Annotated in this window: 20 protein-coding genes and 1 pseudogene; 16 read left to right on the forward strand and 5 right to left on the reverse strand. The window is 53.7% G+C overall.

The genetic code is table 11. From position 1 onward, the window contains the following. Positions 1-75 precede the first annotated feature (75 nt). From PPOP_RS24185 to PPOP_RS10155, 4 genes and pseudogenes are all read left to right on the forward strand, one after another. A complete protein-coding gene (locus tag PPOP_RS24185) occupies positions 76-297 on the forward strand; it encodes a hypothetical protein (RefSeq protein ID WP_006286215.1) in 222 nt (73 codons plus the stop codon). Continuing rightward, positions 298-618 (forward strand): annotated as a pseudogene (locus tag PPOP_RS24190) (FtsW/RodA/SpoVE family cell cycle protein); the annotation flags it as partial. Positions 619-842: 224 nt separating this feature from the next. Further along, positions 843-1,541, forward strand: a complete 699-nt coding sequence (locus PPOP_RS25325; protein WP_006286217.1) for a 3D domain-containing protein — start codon at positions 843-845, stop codon at positions 1,539-1,541. Between the two features lie 111 nt (positions 1,542-1,652). After that, on the forward strand, positions 1,653-1,847 hold the full coding sequence (locus PPOP_RS10155; RefSeq protein ID WP_006286218.1) for a hypothetical protein: 195 nt from the start codon (positions 1,653-1,655) through the stop codon (positions 1,845-1,847). A 177-nt stretch (positions 1,848-2,024) separates the two neighbouring features. On the opposite strand, the gene PPOP_RS20520 is transcribed toward PPOP_RS10155, so the two are convergent. Together PPOP_RS20520 and PPOP_RS10160 are read right to left on the reverse strand one after the other, a co-directional pair. Further along, positions 2,025-2,186, reverse strand: coding sequence for a hypothetical protein (locus tag PPOP_RS20520; protein ID WP_006286219.1), 162 nt, complete (start codon positions 2,184-2,186; stop codon positions 2,025-2,027). Further along, positions 2,183-2,563, reverse strand: coding sequence for a GntR family transcriptional regulator (locus PPOP_RS10160; protein ID WP_006286220.1), 381 nt, complete (start codon positions 2,561-2,563; stop codon positions 2,183-2,185). The genes PPOP_RS20520 and PPOP_RS10160 overlap by 4 nt, the downstream gene beginning before the upstream one ends. Before the next feature lie 298 nt (positions 2,564-2,861). Between PPOP_RS10160 and liaF the strand changes: the two genes are divergently transcribed. The 11 genes from liaF (at position 2,862) to PPOP_RS10215 (ending at position 15,281) form a co-directional block, all read left to right on the forward strand. Beyond that, on the forward strand, positions 2,862-3,818 hold the full coding sequence (liaF, locus tag PPOP_RS10165; RefSeq protein ID WP_006286221.1) for a cell wall-active antibiotics response protein LiaF: 957 nt from the start codon (positions 2,862-2,864) through the stop codon (positions 3,816-3,818). A gap of 3 nt (positions 3,819-3,821) precedes the next feature. Next, positions 3,822-4,952, forward strand: coding sequence for a HAMP domain-containing sensor histidine kinase (locus PPOP_RS10170; protein ID WP_042228314.1), 1,131 nt, complete (start codon positions 3,822-3,824; stop codon positions 4,950-4,952). Further along, the gene (locus PPOP_RS10175) at positions 4,952-5,620 is read left to right on the forward strand and encodes a response regulator (protein WP_006286223.1); all 669 of its coding nucleotides are present in this window, start codon (positions 4,952-4,954) and stop codon (positions 5,618-5,620) included. The genes PPOP_RS10170 and PPOP_RS10175 overlap by 1 nt, the downstream gene beginning before the upstream one ends. Before the next feature lie 235 nt (positions 5,621-5,855). Continuing rightward, positions 5,856-7,484: a S1C family serine protease gene (locus PPOP_RS10180; RefSeq protein ID WP_006286224.1), complete on the forward strand. Its 1,629-nt coding sequence runs from the start codon at positions 5,856-5,858 to the stop codon at positions 7,482-7,484. Between the two features lie 161 nt (positions 7,485-7,645). Next, a complete protein-coding gene (locus PPOP_RS10185) occupies positions 7,646-8,335 on the forward strand; it encodes a response regulator transcription factor (protein WP_006286225.1) in 690 nt (229 codons plus the stop codon). Further along, positions 8,335-9,822: a sensor histidine kinase gene (locus tag PPOP_RS10190; RefSeq protein WP_006286226.1), complete on the forward strand. Its 1,488-nt coding sequence runs from the start codon at positions 8,335-8,337 to the stop codon at positions 9,820-9,822. The genes PPOP_RS10185 and PPOP_RS10190 overlap by 1 nt, the downstream gene beginning before the upstream one ends. A gap of 49 nt (positions 9,823-9,871) precedes the next feature. Further along, the gene (locus tag PPOP_RS10195; protein ID WP_006286227.1) at positions 9,872-10,822 is read left to right on the forward strand and encodes a 4-hydroxy-3-methylbut-2-enyl diphosphate reductase; all 951 of its coding nucleotides are present in this window, start codon (positions 9,872-9,874) and stop codon (positions 10,820-10,822) included. Positions 10,823-11,310: 488 nt separating this feature from the next. After that, entirely contained in the window at positions 11,311-12,735 is a 1,425-nt protein-coding gene (glnA, locus tag PPOP_RS10200; protein WP_006286228.1) for a type I glutamate--ammonia ligase, read from the forward strand. Between the two features lie 258 nt (positions 12,736-12,993). Then, positions 12,994-14,088, forward strand: a complete 1,095-nt coding sequence (gene serC, locus PPOP_RS10205; protein ID WP_042228316.1) for a 3-phosphoserine/phosphohydroxythreonine transaminase — start codon at positions 12,994-12,996, stop codon at positions 14,086-14,088. A gap of 227 nt (positions 14,089-14,315) precedes the next feature. Next, positions 14,316-14,783: a tRNA (uridine(34)/cytosine(34)/5-carboxymethylaminomethyluridine(34)-2'-O)-methyltransferase TrmL gene (gene trmL, locus PPOP_RS10210; RefSeq protein WP_006286230.1), complete on the forward strand. Its 468-nt coding sequence runs from the start codon at positions 14,316-14,318 to the stop codon at positions 14,781-14,783. Positions 14,784-15,032: 249 nt separating this feature from the next. Continuing rightward, on the forward strand, positions 15,033-15,281 hold the full coding sequence (locus tag PPOP_RS10215) for an AbrB/MazE/SpoVT family DNA-binding domain-containing protein (RefSeq protein ID WP_006286231.1): 249 nt from the start codon (positions 15,033-15,035) through the stop codon (positions 15,279-15,281). A gap of 308 nt (positions 15,282-15,589) precedes the next feature. Here PPOP_RS10215 and PPOP_RS10220 read toward each other — a convergent pair whose 3' ends face one another. Together PPOP_RS10220 and PPOP_RS10225 are read right to left on the reverse strand one after the other, a co-directional pair. Next, positions 15,590-16,651: a phosphodiester glycosidase family protein gene (locus tag PPOP_RS10220; protein ID WP_006286232.1), complete on the reverse strand. Its 1,062-nt coding sequence runs from the start codon at positions 16,649-16,651 to the stop codon at positions 15,590-15,592. Between the two features lie 15 nt (positions 16,652-16,666). Beyond that, entirely contained in the window at positions 16,667-17,077 is a 411-nt protein-coding gene (locus PPOP_RS10225) for a hypothetical protein (protein ID WP_006286233.1), read from the reverse strand. A 226-nt stretch (positions 17,078-17,303) separates the two neighbouring features. Here PPOP_RS10225 and PPOP_RS10230 point away from each other — a divergent pair, with 226 nt between their 5' ends. Beyond that, positions 17,304-18,515: an aminotransferase-like domain-containing protein gene (locus PPOP_RS10230; protein ID WP_006286234.1), complete on the forward strand. Its 1,212-nt coding sequence runs from the start codon at positions 17,304-17,306 to the stop codon at positions 18,513-18,515. Between the two features lie 27 nt (positions 18,516-18,542). On the opposite strand, the gene PPOP_RS10235 is transcribed toward PPOP_RS10230, so the two are convergent. After that, on the reverse strand, positions 18,543-19,361 hold the full coding sequence (locus tag PPOP_RS10235; protein ID WP_006286235.1) for a DUF2161 family putative PD-(D/E)XK-type phosphodiesterase: 819 nt from the start codon (positions 19,359-19,361) through the stop codon (positions 18,543-18,545). Between the last annotated feature and the right edge of the window lie 341 nt (positions 19,362-19,702).

A 19,702-nucleotide genomic window follows, 5' to 3' on the forward strand; every position in this document is an offset into this window, starting at 1 on the left:
CGGTATTTTACTATCAGCCTGACATAAGAAGCAAAGTGTTTACGTTACATTTAATTTGCCGGCAAGGGAGATCGGATGGTTCGGCTTCAATGCGGGCAGCACGCTGGCCGGACTGGTCGCCATTACCGCCTTTTGCGTGGCGGGTTTGGGACGATAGCCGTGCACGGGGCTACTTCCGGCACCAACCTGGACGGCTTATATGTGAACAACGTTGTCTTGTTCGCCGTGTTCACCATTCCGACTCTGCTTGTCGCGGTGTTCGATTATACCCTTCTCCTTGGCGCCGTATCCTCCTAAATGGTGCTGCTGCTTTATTTTCTTCTTATCTGCCGCATGGCGCTCATCGCGCGCGCGAGCCCCGACCTGGCAGGCTCCTATCTCGTTATCGGAATTGCCGGGATGCTGGTCTTTCAAATCTTCGTCAATATCGGCATGCACATCGGCTTGGTTCCGTTAACCGGCCTGTCGCTGCCGTTCATCAGCTACGGCGGCAGCTCTTTATTGGAGAATATGGTGTCGATCGGGCTGGTGCTGAGTGTCCACATTCATAAGGCTGACGTCATCCTGGATGTTATCGGCCCATTACCCGCTGAACCTGCCCGATTGGAGCATAAGTAGAGTGCTGTTGCTGATGTTGAAAGAATCTCTTCCTTGCGAATGGGCGAAAGGTTTTTTACCGATTTTGCATAAAATAAACCATCCATGGACACCCTTCCCACTAAGGGAGGGGCAACCATATGTTGACAGAAATGAAAAAGGAACGAAATCGGCGACAACATCTGATGATGCAGTCGGATGGTGTGGGCGGCAAGTGTTCGCGGCGAAGGCTAACAGCTCTTCTTATGCTATGCGTACTGGCCATTGCCTTAGCGCCGGATCGAACAGAGGCGGATGTTTATCCGTTCTGCTATGTGGAGATGATGGCGCAAGGGTCGATGTCTGCCACCATCAAGCGGGAAGGATTGTCCGTGTCTGCACCTGCACAGGGAGGCTCAGCCGTTCTTAAGGAGACGTGGGAGCGAGATGCGGCTATTCTATCGCTGGTGAACGGTTCGGCTTCGAAGGAGCCGAGCAAGTCGGTTCCAACTTCCTCAATGTCGTATTCCGACATCAACCTGGCGCCGGGTAAGCAGCAGGTAATCAAGAGCGTAAAGGTCATCGCCACGGGCTATACGGCAGGGGTAGAGTCGACTGGAAAAAAACCGGGCCATCCGGAATACGGGATCACCTACTCCGGGGTAAAGGTTCGAAGAGATTACGTATCCACGATCGCCGCTGATCTGTCCGTCTTCCCCCTAGGCAGCATATTATATATCCCTGGCTACGGCTACGGCATTGTAACGGATGTCGGTTCGAAAATCAAGGGAAATAAAATCGATTTGTATTTTCACACAACAAAGCAGGTATATAATCAGTGGGGCAAGAAAGAAGTGGAAGTTCAACTCATTCAGAAAGGCAACGGCAAGGTGTCGGAGGAGATGCTGAATGAACTGAATAAAGCCGTCTTCAAAACTGGCTCGATTCCTAAATTGCTGCAGTAGCCTGCCAAGTGAATAAAGCGGAGCGGACCATCGCATACTACTTGTTGTGGGAAACGATGTTTCCTTGACACGCTTGCCAACGATGGCGAACACTTTAGGAGGTGAAATGCGATGAAAAACAACAAAGCGAACAGAATGTCCCCGGCGAACTCGAAATATGTTGACGCTGAATTTGCGGCAGAAAACACGGCTGCAGATACGGGAGCCGCAAGAAACACCGTTGCGGATACTGAATTTGGAGTAGAATCGGAAGGTGCTGCAAGCGCTCTGAACAATCCACAAGCGAACCGTGTCTCCAAAAGATAACCGGAACAACTGTAACCATTCCGCTGCCATGGAGGGCTACTAGATCGTCCTCCGATGATAAAAAGATGAAGTGACCGCCGAATGAGGCGGTCTTTTTTGCATCTAGTGCAATCTGCTGAGGCATCCAAGCCGGCACCTAAACGGCATATCGATTTCTTCCAAGCGCCGGTTTCACGATTACAGGCTTTGTCTCGAATAGATTGCTACAGACAGGCGCATCGACATCCATCCAATCAACAACCCGAGCAGTACGGGAAGCCAAGCTTGTGCGGCAGACGGTAGGGAAAGATCAGGGCTTACTTGCTTGTGAAGCCCTGTGACATCCAGAATCGAATTCATTGGTCTTCCTCCTCGAAAAGTATCTCCATCATGGCCACGAGTTCTTCCTTGCTGATCCCGAGCGCACGAGCGGTTATCCATGCTTCTGTCAGTTTGACTTCAACCATATGTCGCTTCGATTCCAGCAATAGCTCGAGGTTCTCCTTCGCGACAAAGGAGCCTTTGCCGGGCCTTGTTGTAATAAATCCTTCGGATTCGAGTTCATCATACACTCTCCGCGTCGTCAGCACGCTCACATGCAGATCGTTGGCCAGCGCCCGAATGGATGGGAGTAATTCGCCCTCCTTCAGCTCCCCGTACAGGATGGCATCCTTGATCTGGTCCTTGATTTGCTGATAAATCGGCGGATCGGATACGTTGGAAATAATAATTTTCATGGGACCTCCATCAATACCAACTGTGCATGTATTAAATACACATCATATACAAACAGCATACCATTGTCAATCCCATTGGTAATAACCAGATTGACTCTAATCGCCTCCGGCTATGCCTGTTGGTAGAGTGAAGGCTGCGACCCCGAGAGGCTGGAATCAGCTTCTTCCGCCTCGGTCTGGAGACCGAGGCGGATTTCAACCTTACGCCGCTGGCACCCGGACGAGTCATCATTTACACTAGAGATACATGAAGCGGCTTGAGCCTGAGCCGTATTTGGACAGAAGCGAGGGATGAAACATGCAACATCATCGGGGACGATGGTTCGGCGGTCTGGTGCTCATCGCACTTGGTGCTTTCTTTATGCTTAGCGAGCTAGGCTACATCGATATGAATATCGGGGAGTTGTTCCGCACCTTCTGGCCAGCCATTTTGATCCTTATTGGATTGAATTCGCTCCTGCATGGCGCATTCTGGGGAGTCATTCTGCTTGGTGTCGGCGGCTACTTCCTGCTGTCGAATCTGGGGTACATCTATATGTCGCCGGGCGATTTCTTCAAAATGCTGTTCCCACTTGCTCTTATTGTGGGCGGAGTATGGATGCTGTTCAAGAAGCGGGATGATCCGCGGCCGGACCGGAAACGTTATCGCCGGAAGGAGTGGAAGGAGGACGATTGGGGATACGACGCCCAAACGCAGGCTCCGCCGCCGACGCCGACGGACTATGATTTCGACAGCAAGTTCGATGAGCAATTCGGCACGAACTATACAAAAAAGGAGCCGAAGCGCAATGATTTCCATAGCCAGCCGGGCTCCTTCGCCGGATCGGTTCCACCGCGGCCTCCGATGGGAGGAATGGCAGGCAGTCCGAAGCGGGATACGCTTCACAAATCGGCGTTCATCGGCGATACTCATCTGGGCAGCGATTATTGGGAGTTGAAGCCAACTAATCTTTCTCATTTTATCGGCGATACGTTCATTGACTTGACGAAGGCGCAGGTTCCTTACGGAGAGACGAAGATTACGGTCTCATCCTTCATCGGAGACGTGAAGGTATTCGTTCCGAACGATATGGATTTGGGAGTTAGCGTAACGTCGAGCTCCTTCCTGGGCGATGTCAAAATATTCGATCAGAAGAAGGACGGGGTGATGAGCAGCGTTCAGATGGAGACTCCTTATTTCTATGAGGCTGGCAAAAAAATTCGCATCGTCGTCAGCACGTTCATCGGTGATGTGAAGGTGACAAAGGTAGGATAACGGATGCTGATGAATTGGGTTCGCCGCTCCCGGAGCGTCAAATGGGAGCTTCTCCTTACCTTCCTTATCTCAGGCGGCCTTATTATGAGCGTCTTCTGGATTGGCATTGTATACGGCGGCGCATGGTACCACGGCATGAACTGGTGGCTGTTCGGCATCAGCACGGTCATCGTTGTGTCGCTCATTATGGGCTATGTCGCCGGCGTCCGGCTGCAGCGCCGCCTCGACGTGCTGCATCTGAGCATGATGCAGGTGATCAAGGGAAATTGGTCGGAGCGGATTCCGCTCGGCGACGAGGCATCCTTCGATCAACTCTATGAAGACTTCAATAGGATGGTCGACGTGATGGAGAAGAAGCTTCGCTTGCTGCAGAAGATGTCGGAGCGGCAGGTGATGGATCGGGAGAAGGAATGCGAGGCGGTTGTGCTGGAAGAGCGCCGCAGGCTGGCCAGAGATCTGCATGATACGGTCAGCCAGCAACTGTTTGCGCTGCATATGGCCTCTTCCTCCCTGTCCAAAGTGATGGAACGGGATAGGAAGCGGGCAGAAATGGTAGTCAACCAATTGATCGAGATGTCGCATATCGCCCAACGGCAAATGCGCAGCCTGATTGCCCAGCTCCGACCATTGGAACTGGATGGACGCACGCTGCAGGAGGCGCTCGATCACTGGTTCCCCGACTACTGCCGGCAGAACGGCATTCAAGGCAAGTTCGATATTGACATGAACATCAAGCTGTCCGAGGCGATCGAGCACCAGAGCTTCCTGATGATTCAGGAGGCGATGGCCAATGTCGTGAAGCATGCACGGGCGACGCAGGTTACGCTTACGATGCACACGACGCCGGCGCAGCTCATATTGGCCATCGCAGATGACGGACAGGGCTTCGATCTGCATGGTGCGGCCTATAAGACCGGAAGCTACGGGCTAACGACGATGAAGGAACGGATAGACAAGCTGGGCGGCAATCTGGACGTTATCAGCCAGCCCGGCGCGGGAACGACGATTCGCGTTCATATCCCGTTATTTCGCGAACAAGAGGAAGAGGAGGAGACAGCCTCGTCAGGTACCGGATTGAAGGCGGGAAGCGGCCCCGAGCAGGAAGAGCAGGACGAAGACGGAGGGATTTCATAATGGTACAGACGGTAATGACGGTATTTCTTGTGGATGACCATGAGATGGTCCGAATGGAATTGAAGACATACTTGATGCTGGATCCGGATATTGAAGTCATCGGGGAAGCCGGAAGCGGGCTTGAAGCGATCCAATCGATCTCGGCCCGGGCGGAGCGGGGAGAGCGGCTACCTGATCTCATCCTGATGGATCAGATGATGCCGGACATGAACGGCGTCGAGGCGACGCGGGAATTGACGCGCCGCTACCCGGATTTGAAGATCGTTATGCTGACGAGCTTCATGGAGGATAATCAAGTATTCGAAGCGATTCAGGCCGGGGCAATCAGTTATGTGTTGAAGACCGTATCCGCCGAGGAGCTGGTCTATGCGCTTCGCGGCGCTTTGCGCGGCATGCCGGTGATGAGCGGAGAGGTATCGCAGGCACTGACCCGCGGCTTGCGCAAACAGGCATCGCAGTCGGATGATGAGGCGTTGACCGAGCGGGAGCGGGAAGTACTGCTGCTTATCGCCGACGGGAAGACGAACAAGGACATCGCCGAAGAGCTTCACATCAGCATCAAGACGGTGAAGACGCATGTGTCCAATCTGCTTATGAAATGCGAGGTGCAGGATCGGACGCAGCTTGCCGTCCATGCACACCGCAAAGGTTGGGTTAAAAGCAACTGACCTCGTCCACAATAAGATCGTAAAACAGGTCCATGGGCCTGTTTTTTGCGTATCCGGCCAGCGCTCCCGCTTCGGGCCTGCAGCGGGTTGCCTCCGAAGGATTATCTTTTTATTGGGTTTTATAATCTTTTTAAGCTGAGCTTAAGGTTGATGGTACAATATATAAATATATTATTCACACCATTGAACGCTTGTTGATACGAGTGAACATCAGCTTACTTGGGAGGTAACAATTATGGACGAACAACGCCGCGAATTATTTTTTGCATCCGACTCCGATTCGGATTCTTATACAACAGCATCGGATGAGACTCGAAGTGCGCAAGACGGCCCGCAGGCGGGCGATGCCAAGGCGCATAAGCCGGAGGATGGCGGCGCTTATTATTTCGCTTACGGCCCTTATCAGTCCGGCAAACATTCCGAGGGCAGCACAACAACGGAGACATCCGGAAAGGTGAGTGAAGTAGAGGTTACGCCCCCTGCTCCCATCAAGCCGACGCCATTCTCCAGAGCGACCGGTCAAGGAGCCGGCAACGGCTTCCGATCCGAAGGCGGCGGAGGTGGCATGCCTCCCCAGCCGCAGCAGGGCAATTGGCAGTTCAAGGAGCCGAAGCACAAGCGGGGCACCTCTGTCCGCGCGATGTTCGCTTCCTTCCTGGCAGGGATGCTGGTCATCACCGGCTTGATGTATGCCGCAGACACCACCAATCTGTTCACGGGAAGACAGGAACAGGCGAGCGCGGCCAGAACGTCTGAGAGCGCGGTCGTGACCAACGGGACGCCGACTCCGTTCCCGAACGGCGCTAGCAGCGTGGCGGATGTGGTGAAGAAGACGAGTCCGGCGGTGGTCAAAATCGAGACGTTGGCCCGCGTGAGCACACAGAACGGCTATGGCAACAACCCTTGGATGAACGATCCGTTCTTCAGCCAGTTCTTCGGCGGCAGCGGGAATAACAGCTCAAGTCAGAGCCAGCAGTTGCAGCCGCTTGGCATCGGAACCGGCTTCATTTTCGATAAGTCGGGTTATATTTTGACGAATCAGCACGTGATCTCCGGGGCGGAAGTCATCCAGGTTACGGTGGAAGGCTATAAGAAGCCGCTCAAAGGGACGCTGCTCGGCCAGAGCGAGGTTCTGGACTTAGCGGTTATCAAGATTGACGGCGAAGGCGATTTTCCAACGGTAACTCTGGGCGATTCCGATGCGGCGGAAGTCGGGGAGCAGGTCGTCGCAATCGGCAACCCGTCCGGCTTCGACCATACGGTTACGACCGGTGTGCTCAGCGCCCGCGAGCGCTCGATCAACGTCGATGATAACGGAAGCACCCGTGAATACGAGCATTTGCTGCAGACGGACGCATCGATCAATCCCGGCAACTCGGGCGGACCGCTCTTGAACATGAAGGGCGAAGTCATCGGCATGAACGTCGCGGTAAGCAAGCAGTCGCAAGGCATCGGATTCGCAATCTCCTCGAATGTGATCAAGAAGGTTGTGGACGATCTGAAGGCGAACCGTGAAATAGCGCAGGATCCAATTCCGTTCATTGGCGCTACGCTGCAGACGATGACCAGTGACATTGCGCAGGAAATGGGCATCAAAAATGTGGATGGGTCGCTCGTGCTCAATGTAGTGTTCGGATCGCCAGCCTATGAGGCGGATTTGCGCGCCTATGATATTATTGTAGGTATGGATAGCACAAAGTACGCGACCAAAGAGGAATTGATCGAAGCGATACAGCAGAAGAAGGTTAACGATGCCGTTACGATGCAGGTAATCCGCAACGGCAAAGAGATGGAATTGAAGATTAAGCTCGGCGACCGGAACAAGTTCGACAAGCAGGGTGAGTCGCAGCAACAACAGCCATAAGCCGCATGGCTTATGATGAATTTGAGTGCTGCGGCCCGGACGTAGCGGGAGAGGAAGCATAAGACGGCCTGCGCCGTTCTTGGCTTCCTTTTCGCTATTCGGGATGCGAATGGCGGCGAGGAAGAGAAGTATCAATCTACGGGTGAAGAGAGGCTGGTAGGATGACGCGTTCAACGATTATGGTCGTGGATGACGATGAGAAAATTACATCCATGCTGAGGCGTGGCTTGGTGTTCGAAGGCTATGAGGTCCGGACGGCAGTGAATGGCAGCGAGGGCTTGCGCGAGATGATGATCCGCGAGCCCGATTTGCTGATCCTGGACGTGATGATGCCTGAGGTGGACGGCTGGGAGGTATGCCGCAGGCTGCGGGAAGTGGGCAGCAGCGTGCCGGTGCTGATGCTGACCGCGAAGGATGAGGTGCAGGACCGGGTACACGGGCTCGATATCGGAGCGGACGATTATCTCGTTAAGCCGTTCGCGCTGGAGGAACTTCTGGCCCGCGTGCGCGCCCTGCTGCGTCGCCGGGCCGAGGGCGAGGGCGGGACGCACCGCTTGACGTTCGAGGATGTCGTGCTTGATCTGCATACCCGCGAAGTGCTTCGCGACGGCAAGCCGATCGAGCTGACGGCGAAGGAGTTCGAGCTGCTCCATCTGTTCATGCAGAATCCGAAGCGGGTGCTGCCGCGCGACGTCATTATGGAGAAAATATGGGGCTATGACTACAGCGGAGAATCGAATGTGCTTGAGGTGTATATCGCCATGCTGCGCCAGAAGACGGAAGAACATGGAGGAAAGCGTATCATCCAGACGATTCGGGGAACGGGCTACGTCTTGAGAGGGGATCATTAATGTCAATTCGGCTGCGGCTTACGGTATGGTATTCCGTTCTGCTCTCGTTTACATTGCTATTATTCGGAATCACCATCTACACCTTTGTCGAGTACTACACATATACGGACATTAAGTCTCGGATTGAGAATCAGGTCAAACAGTTGAAGGTGCGGCCGATCATCGATCTGCAGAACGGCTTCGACTTCGATGTCCCTAGATCCGATGTCCAGCGGCTGGAAGATGCCGAGCTATACATTCAGATTATCAACTTCCGCAACCAAACGCAGCGCATGTCGCCGAACCTGTCGAAGCTCGGTTCGGAGCTCGGTCTCAATATACCGATGCCGCAGAAGGCGTCGCAGATCCAAGAAGGCTACCGCAAAGTCGAAGTTAACGGCCGTGAATTTCTCGTCTATGAAAGTGCGATCATGCTGGGCGACCAGGTTGAGGACACCTTCGGTGCCTTCCAGGTATTCGCCTTCACCGGGCGTGAAGCCTTATTCACCAAAGGGCTGCGCAGCATCCTTTTCATTGCGTCGATGGTCACGATCGTGCTTGCATTCTCGCTCGGCCTGTTCCTAGCTCAGAAATCGCTGCGGCCGATCGAGAATATCATCCGGGCCACGGACCGGATTCAGAAGGGGGCCGACCTTAGTGTTCGTATCCCGCGCGAAGGTCCGCCAGACGACGAGATCGGGCAGATCACCGACCGGATCAACAGCATGCTGGGCCGGATGGAGACGTTCTATAACGAGTTGGACGAGGCCTATCGGGCTCAGCGCCGGTTCGTATCCGATGCGTCCCATGAGCTGCGGACGCCGCTGACGACGATTCGCGGCAATGTCGATCTGCTTCAGAAAATGTGGATGCAGCAGCAGGATCCGAATCAGATGAGCCAGAGCGAGCGGGAACTGATGTCGCTGGAAGCGTTGCGCGATATCGCGGGCGAGTCACAGCGCATGAGCCATCTCGTCAATGATTTGCTGTCGCTCGCTCGCGCTGATGCCGGCTATGCGATGAGCAAGGTGCTCGTCGAGCTGAAGCCGATGGTCGAGGAGGTCGTGCGCCGGGCACAGTTCCTGCCGCGCAAGGCCGAATGGGAACTAGGCAATATCGAGGTGCTCGAGGATTTGTACGTGTACGGCAACAAAGATTATTTACAGCAGATGCTGTTTATTTTCATTGAGAATGCGTTCAAATATACCTCGGAAGGCAAGGTCCGGCTTACGGCTGCGCGGCAGGAAAACCAGATTGGACTGAAGGTGGACGATACGGGGATCGGCATGAACGAGAAGGAAGTACCGTACATCTTCGAACGCTTTTATCGAGCCGACGTGTCGCGCGGCGTCACATCGGGTACCGGACTGGGGCTGGCGATTGCCAAATGGATTATTGATGAGCACCGGGGTTCGGTTGAGGTCGTCACGAAGCCGGGCGAAGGAACGTCGTTCATCGTGTGGCTGCCGCTGGCTACGGTCGACGGAAGCGAAGATTATCCGGTATAATAGAGGAGCGGATGTCAAGCGCAGTGATAATGAGGAGGCAGGTGTACCGATGGAAGTTAGGAAAATTACACCGCGCGGCTATTGCTATGGCGTCGTGGATGCGATGGTGCTGGCACAACAGACGGCGCGCAATTTGGATTTGCCCCGTCCGATATATATATTAGGGATGATCGTTCATAACCGTCACGTAACGGATGCCTTCGAGGGCGAAGGCATCGTTACGCTCGATGGGGCGAACCGCTTGGATATTCTGGATCAGATCGATTCCGGGACGGTAATATTTACGGCACACGGCGTATCCCCAGAAGTGCGGAAGAAGGCGCGGGAGAAGGGGCTGACCACCGTGGATGCGACATGTCCCGATGTCACGCGGACGCATGATCTGCTTCGGGAAAAGACGGCTGAGGGCTATGAGATTATTTATATCGGCAAAAAAGGGCATCCTGAACCGGAAGGAGCCATCGGCGTGGCTCCAGACAAGGTGCATCTGATCGAGACGGAAGCCGAGATCGCCGATTTGAAGGTAGGCACGGATCGTCTGGTTATTACGAATCAGACGACGATGAGCCAGTGGGATATCAAGCATATTATGAATCGGCTCATCGCCCGATTCCCGACGGCGGAGATTCATAACGAGATCTGTATGGCGACGCAGGAGAGACAGGCGGCGGTAGCCGAGCAGGCCAAAGGTTGCGACCTCGTCATCGTCGTGGGTGATCCGAGGAGTAACAACTCGAATCGGCTGGCTCAGGTGGCGGAGGAGATTGCCGACGTGCGAGCCTTCCGCATCTCCGATCTGTCGGAATTGAAGCGGGAATGGCTCGATGGGGTCCGGATCGTCGGCGTGACCTCCGGCGCTTCAACGCCGACGCCGATTACGAAGGAAGTCGTCGCTTATTTGGAGCAGTATGACGAGAACAATCCGGAGACATGGGAATTGAAGCGGACCGTGAACATGAAGAAGCTGCTTCCGGTCATCCGCGAGAAGTCGAAGTCATAACAAGGGCCGCCATTCATCGAGCGGGGACGCTGTCGTCAATGAGCGGGTAGCCGCCAATCTGCTGCGCGAACTGGAGCAGCTCGCCCCGCTGTGCGGTAAGACCTTCAATATGAAGAAAATGGAGTCGGTCCATTTCGCGACATGGGTCAAGTAGACATATTGCAGAAGTACAGTCTCTTTCTATGAGGAAAGAGGCTTTTTTTTGCTTTAGCGGCATATGCCTATGTGAGCTCGTTAGGTAGCATGCGACGACATGCGCTTTGTCGCCTCAGGGGGGCACAAGAATAAATCAAGTGTATAGGCAAAAGCGGATTTTCTATCGTTCCCCATCATTTAGTGTAATAAAAACTAACATAATATATAAAAATACCTCACATATATATTGACGAGATTTCTCTGCAGCGCTTATAATGACAACAACTTCATATTGAAAGTGGAACAATGAATGCGTGATGAACGTGTATTGTTCGGAAATGGGAGGAATCATCATGTCGACAAATCCAGCTTTGATAGTTATTCAGGAGAAAAAAATTCAATATGTAGATTTTCGCTTTGTTGATTTGGTCGGTCGGGCACATCATATTACTCTTCCCGCTTCAGAGGTGGATAAGAGCACGTTCACGAACGGAGTTGCATTCGACGGTTCCTCCATCAAAGGGTTCCGCGGAATTGAAGAATCTGACATGGTGATGATGCCGGATGCGAACTCCTGCTACGTCGATCCGTTCACGGCGCATCCGACGCTCATTGTCATGTGCGATATTTTTACACCGGATGGCGAACGCTATCATCGCGATCCGCGCAGCATCGCCCAGAAGGCGGAAGCGTATTTGCAAACGTCCAGGGTCGGTACGGCTGCATTCTTCGCTCCGGAGTCAGAGTTCTTTGTCTTCGATGAGGTGCGTTACGAGAATACGGTGAACCGCTCCTCCTTCTATGTCGACGCGGTAGAGGCGTCCTGGAATACGAATCGCGAGGAGGCCGGCGGCAACTTGGGGGGCAAAATTCCGCCAAAGGGTGGATACGTGCCGGTCGCGCCAGTCGATACGCAGCAAGACATCCGCAGCGAGATGTGCCGCCTGCTTCAGGATTGCGGCATTCGCGTCGAACGCCACCACCATGAGGTGGCGACGGCGGGGCAAGGGGAGATTAACTTCCGCTTCGATACGTTGACGGCCACGGCCGACAATCTGATGAAATATAAATATATCGTCCATAATACGGCACGGCAGTTCGGCAAGGCGGCCACCTTCATGCCGAAGCCGCTGTTCGGGGATAACGGTAGCGGGATGCATGTGCATCAATCGATATTCAACGGCGATACGCCGCTGTTCTATAAGAAGGGCGGGTACGCTAATCTAAGCGAGATGGCGCTTCATTATATCGGCGGGATTCTGCATCACGCGCCTGCGCTTATCGCCTTGACGAACCCGAGCACGAACTCGTTCAAGCGGCTCGTCCCTGGCTACGAAGCTCCGGTCAATCTGGTCTTCTCCAAAGGCAACCGTTCCGCCGCGATTCGCATCCCGGTGGCCGCCGTCACGCCGAAGGGCTGCCGCATCGAGTTCCGCACGCCGGATTCGACAGCAAATCCATACCTGGCGTTTGCGGCAATGCTGATGGCAGGGATGGACGGAATCAAGCGCAAGATCGATCCGACCGTTGCCGGCTTCGGTCCGTATGACTGCAATCTATATGAGCTGTCTGAGGCGGAGAAGCTTGACATTCGCCGCGTTCCGGTTACGATGGAAGAGGCGCTCGACGCATTGGTGGCGGACCATGAATTTTTGCTCGAAGGCGGCGTATTCACCCGCGAGTTCATCGACAATTATGTCAGCATCAAGCGGGAGGAAGCCCAATCCGTTGCGATCCGCATTCATCCGCAGGAATACAGCCTTTATTTCGACTGCTAATCAAATAGATGTTTGGTTCCTCCGCATCCAGGTTAGATGGGGGGGATTTTTTTATTTACGTGACAATGATCAATGGTTCTATGTCGATCTAGCAGAGCGGACAGCGATCGATCACGTTGTCATTCGCTGCAGACGCCAACCGAGGATGCTCGAGATGCGTAGACTTTTTTGCGTTATCTCCTTGAAGTGAACATCAATTGCTGCTATGATTATCGACAAAATATTGGAAATACAAAAACACGAAGGTGGGGGAAATGGATGGAACAACATCAACGTGCGTACAATTTCAATGCCGGTCCAGCAGCTTTGCCATTGGAAGTAATGGAGCGAGCCCAGTCCGAATTCATTGATTTTCAGGGCCATGGCATGTCCATTATGGAAATGTCGCACCGCGGCGCCGTCTACGAACAGGTTCACAATGAAGCGAAGCAATTATTGAAGGAACTGCTTCATATTCCGGAAGGTTACGACGTGTTGTTCTTGCAGGGAGGAGCGAGCTTGCAATTCGCTATGGTGCCGATGAACTTGCTCGCCGAGGGCAAGGTGGGCGCATACGTTCATACCGGCAGCTGGGCCGGCAAGGCGATCAAGGAAGCTGAGCTTATCGGCGATACCCGGGTCATCACCTCGACCGAATCCGATCGCTTTATGCGGATGCCGGCACCGGAGGAGATCGTCGTTCCGGCGAATGCCGCCTATGTTCACCTGACTACCAATGAGACGATCGAGGGAACGCAATTCGCCGCTTACCCGGATACAGGCACGGTGCCTCTTATCGCTGATATGTCGAGCGACATTTTGTGCCGTCCGATCGACGTGTCGACGTTCGGAATGATATACGCGGGTGCGCAGAAAAATCTCGGGCCGTCCGGCGTTACGGTTGTCATCGCGAAGGAAGAACTGCTAGCGAATAGCCCCGCGACGATTCCGACTATGCTTCGTTATAGCATTCATCATGAAAATAATTCCTTACATAATACGCCTTCCTCTTTCTCCATCTATATGGTGAACCTGGTGCTGCAATGGCTCAAGCAACGCGGCGGATTGCAGCAGGTCGAGCGGGACAATCAGGCGAAGGCGGAGCTGCTGTACGACATCATCGACAACAGCGGCGATTTCTACTGCGGCTGTGCGGCGCGTGACAGCCGTTCAATGATGAACGTCACCTTCCGGATCGCGGATGAGGGGCTGAAGAAGTGGTTCATCAAGGAAGCCGAGGAAGCGGGCTTCGTCGGTCTGAAGGGACACCGCAGCGTCGGTGGCTTGCGCGCCTCGATCTATAATGCGGTCCCTTATGCGAGCTGCGAGGCGTTGGCGCAGTTCATGAAGCAATTCCAACAGAAGAACGGCTAAAACAAGAATTGATGACGCCCCGCGAGGCTTTTTCGCGGGGCGTTGTATTTACAGGCAAGCGGGCGTTAGTACAAAGATTTCCCCCGTCCCTCCAGATCGTTCTCGGCGACACCCCATTCAGCGAAACGGAGCAAGCTCTACCGCTAACCGGTCAAACGTAAACGAATGTTACATCGCGATTTTTGGCATGATGTTGTATAATGAATTCAGAATGTGAGGTGAACAGAATGGCACTGCATATCGTGCTTGTGGAACCGGAGATTCCAGCCAATACTGGCAACATCGCCCGCACCTGTGCCGCGACAGGAACCCACCTGCATCTTGTGCGGCCGCTGGGCTTCCGTACGGATGACGCGACATTGAGGCGCGCTGGTCTGGATTATTGGTACGCTGTCCATATCCAATATCATGATTCGTTCCAAGAGGTACTGGATCAATACGCGGATTCGCGTTTTTTTTATGCCACGACCAAGGCGGACAAATGCTACAGTGATTTCTCGTTCCAGAACGGTGACTTCCTCATCTTCGGCAAAGAGACAAAAGGGCTGCCTCCCGAGTTGATCGAAGAGAACCGTGAAACGTGCATGCGCATGCCGATGACTGACAAGGTCCGCTCGCTTAATTTGTCGAATTCGGCCGCGATCATTGTCTATGAAGCGCTGCGCCAGCTCGATTTTCCCGGCCTGATCAAATAGGCGGCAATGGAGAATTTGAAGGAGATATGCCAAGATATGCTCAGGTTGATGCGCGCCTGCATTGCCCGCCAGTAGCGGCATGCGGCATACTTTTCTACAGGGACATATAGACATTAGAAGAACAGAATAGATAAAAACGAAATTGATTGACATTTTTCAGCAGGAATTTCGTCTATCGTATCGAAGTAATAGAAGCAGAGTTTTCTAAGGGTAAATCATAAGGAAGTATGTACAAGAGGGGTGGAATAGATGAAACCTGCCGGAGTAGTCCGTAAAGTCGATCAACTGGGACGTATTGTGCTGCCCAAATCATTGAGAAAACGTTACCAGATGAACGAGGGGGATCCTGTCGAAATTTTGGTGCAAGGCGACCATATTATTTTGGAGCGGTACCGTCCGAAGTGCGTATTCTGCGGGTCCATGGATGGAGTCGTTGAATTCAAGGAACGATACATATGTTCTCTATGCATGAATGAGATGGCGCATCTCACTCGCTAGCCAGGCCAAGAAGCATCGCAAGATGCTTCTTTTTTTTGCGCAAATTGCGCCATACACGAGAAAAAGCTCCCCTGCGTCCGGGAAGCTTTTTCGCCTTTATAAGCCATTGGTCTTATCGTCGTTATAACCTGCTGTTAACATAGCTGTCAAGAACATGGCCATCACGAGCACGATAATCCAGAACGTCGTCGTCATGGTACGCCCACCTCCATTGATCTAGCCTCATTATAACCAAGACATGCTAAAAAAGAAATGATAAACGCGAAAAATCGCACGGTGTGACAAACGCATTCTGTGGTAATGCATGTTTATTTGAAAAACAAAAAGTGAGTTGGCACCGCTCGAAGCTCTCCGTCCGACGGGTTGTTGACCACCCGGTCGTTGAAGATGAGCGACGAGGAGCCGCCGCCATCAAGATTGTAGGCATTGATGACGCCAAGGTTCGATAGCTTCGCCTGCAGCTCCTCCAGCTTGGCGCCGGAGCTTCCATTCACAGCATACCCATCCGTGACGAGAATTAATAATTGATCGTCCTTATAATTGCCGATAACGGTGCGCGGAGCCCGGGAAGATTGCCATTTCTGCGGTATTGCCAGCTTACGACCGTTCTTAAGCAACGCCGGCACGAAGGTGGCCCCGTGCTGAGGCTTCAATGTATCTAATTGCTCCTTGTCTGAAAATTCGCCGCCAATCAGCTTCCCGCTGACATCGATTCCGACGAACGCCAAGTCTTTGTGGGTCGGTTCGAACGAATTGACATATTCGCCGTTCATGACAGTCGTGCCGAGCGGATACCGGTTGCCCTTTCCGTCCGCGAACCCGCCGGCATTGATTCCGGCGACGGCGCTGTAGCGCTTGACGGCCTGCAAGGTCGTCTCGGCCCCACCGTACTTGTCCTTGCCCAGTGTCAGGCGCATGGCCGACGGATCCTTCAGCTTCACCTTCATGGCATAGCCCTGGTAGGTCGGCTGGTTAATCCGGTACAATTCGGCACACAGCTTGTCACTGTCGATCCGTTCCTGCACGGTGCCAAGCTTGGCCGAGATGCGCTGGTCATAGATTTGCTCCGGACGCTTCGCCTGCGCGCTGGCTGTGCTAACGATGTCATTCATCGATTGGGTGGTCTGCCGGTACACCACCGACGTCTTCTTTATGGACTCTACCGTGAAGGAGGCCGTATGCTGCGCTTCATCCAAGCTTATGTACAGCTTCTCGTTCTTGTCCACCCAGCCCGCCGGTTCGGAGGGCTGGGACCAACCCAGTTCTGCGGTGACGTGCAGCGTGGAAGCCATCATCCAGATCATCATCCCTATGAACGGGGCGGTAACCAGCATGAACAGCCGGTTCATTTGTTTCACTTGTACATTCATCGTATCGCCTCACTGCTATTTCAAGAGATCCATTTTTTTTCTCAATTCATCCAACTGCTTCTTCACTTCATTCAATTGGGTGTACAGCTTGTTGCTGTTGTCGGTCTTATCCGACGCATTGTCCTTCGTAAAGGTGAGAAGCTGGTTGAACATGTCCACCTTGCTCTGCATCTGGTCCAGCTTTTTGTTCATGTCGGCCAACTGCTGCTCGTAGGACTGCTGTACCATTTTCAACTGGGCTTCCGTCTGCTTCTGCAAATCTTGCAGCATTGACTTTTTCATATGATTACTATAGAAGTAGGTCGCAGTCACGCCAATCCCGATCATGACGACCCAGAAGAGAAGGAACCATTTGGCATTCGAACCGCTAGTCTTCGTTCGAGCGCGACGGGTAGTCTCGGGAGTGGAATTCGTGGATGGCTGCATAGTCTAATCACCTCGAATGAAGTCGTATCTCGTCAAAACATATACTATTTTAGCATGTATTCTATCACTCTGGGATAGAATTTTGCAAAAAACATACAAAATAGAAATAGATATAACAAAAAATGATAGATTTCCTCTTAGACAGCACTTCGTGCAATGCCTATCCCATTGCATAATGTTAATATTGAGTGTATCATTTTTGAAAAACGAGAAAGGGCGATAGCCGATGCAATACTCATTCTCAACCCGCGTGTCATCCGTTGAAAATCCGGCTTTACGCGATATATTAAAATTAACGCAAGGAAAATCGATCATCTCGTTCGCAGGAGGCCTGCCGGCCGAAGAATACTTCCCGATGGAAACGATTCGTTATGCAGCGGATCGCATCCTGAAGCACAGCCCGCAAGCGCTTCAATACGGCTTGACGGAAGGAACGACCGTGCTGCGGGAGCGTCTGGGCGAGCGTCTCGGATCGCACCGGAACATTCCCGCCGCTATCGACGAGTTTCTCATCACGAACGGATCGCAGCAGGCGCTCGATCTGTTCGCGCGGACGATGCTGGATCCGGGGGATACGGTCCTGGTGGAAAGTCCGACTTATTTGGCCTGCCTGCAAGTGCTGCGCATGCAGCAAGCCAATGTCGTTCCGGTGGACAGTGACGACCACGGCATGATTCCCGAGGATGTGGCGGAGAAGCTGAAGCACCATAGGCCCAAGTTCGTCTATGTCGTACCGACGTTCGGCAATCCGACCGGCCGGGTATGGAGTGTCGAGCGGAGACAAGCGCTGCTGGATCTGTGCCGGGAGCATGGAACGGTCATCCTGGAGGATGACCCGTATGGGGAATTGCGGTTCACTTCGGCTCGCGTACCCAATATCGCTGCGCTGGAGGGCAAGGCGGATCACCGCCTCGTCGCTTATACGAGCACGTTCAGCAAGACGATCGCGCCTGGGTTAAGAACCGGCTGGATTGTCGCTGATCGCCAGATTATCCGCATGATGGCGCGTGCGAAGCAATCAGCGGATCTGCATACCAGTGTACTGGATCAGCTGATTTTGAGCGAGATGCTGCTGCCGGAAGTGTTCAAGCTTGATGATCATATCCGTAAATTGTCTTCCATTTACAAGGAGAGAATGGAGACGATGGAAGCAGAACTGTCCCGGAGCATTTGGAGCGATTCCGTCTGGAACAAGCCGCAAGGCGGCATGTTCTTCTGGGTGGAACTGCCGGAGGGACTGGATTCCCAGATGCTGTTGGCTTGCGCCGTCGGCAAGGGCGTTGCCTTCGTGCCGGGAATGTCATTCTATGCCGGAGAGCCGAAGCGCAACACGATGCGGCTGAACTACTCGTTTGCGGAGCCGGACGTTATCCGCACGGGCATGGAGCGGCTGAGCGAAGCCGTATCCGAATTCCTCGGGCGCTATGTCGGGGTGTAGGGTTGTAGCCTGCAGCCGGGTGACTGCTTATCTATCACCCGCCGTCAGCAGGCTGGTGATCGTGATATCCCCCGTCCCGGTCCCGGGCTTGGGCCATTCGCGCACGATATGGGCGTAGCGCTCCAGCGCTTCACGCCCTTCCCCGGTTAGCGCGTAGATGCCCCGGCTGATGCGCTCGAACCAGCCGTAATAATTGCGCTGCAGGATAGCGGCCACATCGCCGACGCCGCTTCCGTCCCGAACGGCGGCCGCTCGGAGCGGGCCATCAGCCAGGCAATGCGCTGCGCGCAACGCCTTCTCCCGATAAGCCGTCACGAGCGGCTGCTTCGTCGTGCCTCCCACATTGTAATCCCCGCTGCGGGAGCTGAATTCGCGCACGAGTTGGGCTGATCTTGTCTTCACGGGCCGCGTCTCCATGTAACTGGCTTCCGTACCCGCCGGCGAGCAGATGATCTCGACGAACGGCGCTTTGCGCTTGTAGAACGTCACGAGCAGAAAGCCAATGCCGAGCTTACCGCACAGCTGGCGCAGGGTAGAGACGGAGTGTCCTTTGCCTCCCTTTTTTTTCTCGACTGCGACGTATACCTGCGGCGATAGCTTCTGCCGTTCGAGTGCCTGCAGGACAAGCGTCAGATTGAAGGAAGGCTTCATTTCTACAATAATCGGCGGTTCTTGCTGCCCTTCCTCCCCCTCAGGACGCATCGCGACCAGATCGCAATGGCGTACCTCGCCGCGCACAATATAGCCCCTTGCTTCAAAGAATGATTTTAACGGAGCGTACAGCTCCGATTCCTTCCGTGCCGCCGTTCTGGCCGGCTTTGCTTCATGACGGCCTAAAGCGTTCATGCTCGCAACTCCTCTCATCCATCCGAACATGGGTTGACCCTCACTTCCCGGTCGGATCCCGCGCCACAGGCATTCGCGGATCGTTGATAATACGAGTATAACATGAGTGGAGCGGGCTTGCTTTTCCCAAAGTTGGTCTGCAAATTATCGTGCTAATCATTCGTCCGGGCCGCATAAGTATGTATTACACTTTGTTCACGCATCCGCTCCAGCAGGGATGAGAAAGCCCAAGAGACACGGCCAGTCTATAAGAAGCATGAGCAATCGTTGATACATGTGCATACCGTATACGTAGCGAAGCGGCGATAAAGGGCTGTGTTGCAAATCGGGAGCAATGGAGG

This window comes from Paenibacillus popilliae ATCC 14706 (assembly GCF_000315235.1).
GTDB lineage: Bacteria > Bacillota > Bacilli > Paenibacillales > Paenibacillaceae > Paenibacillus_B > Paenibacillus_B popilliae.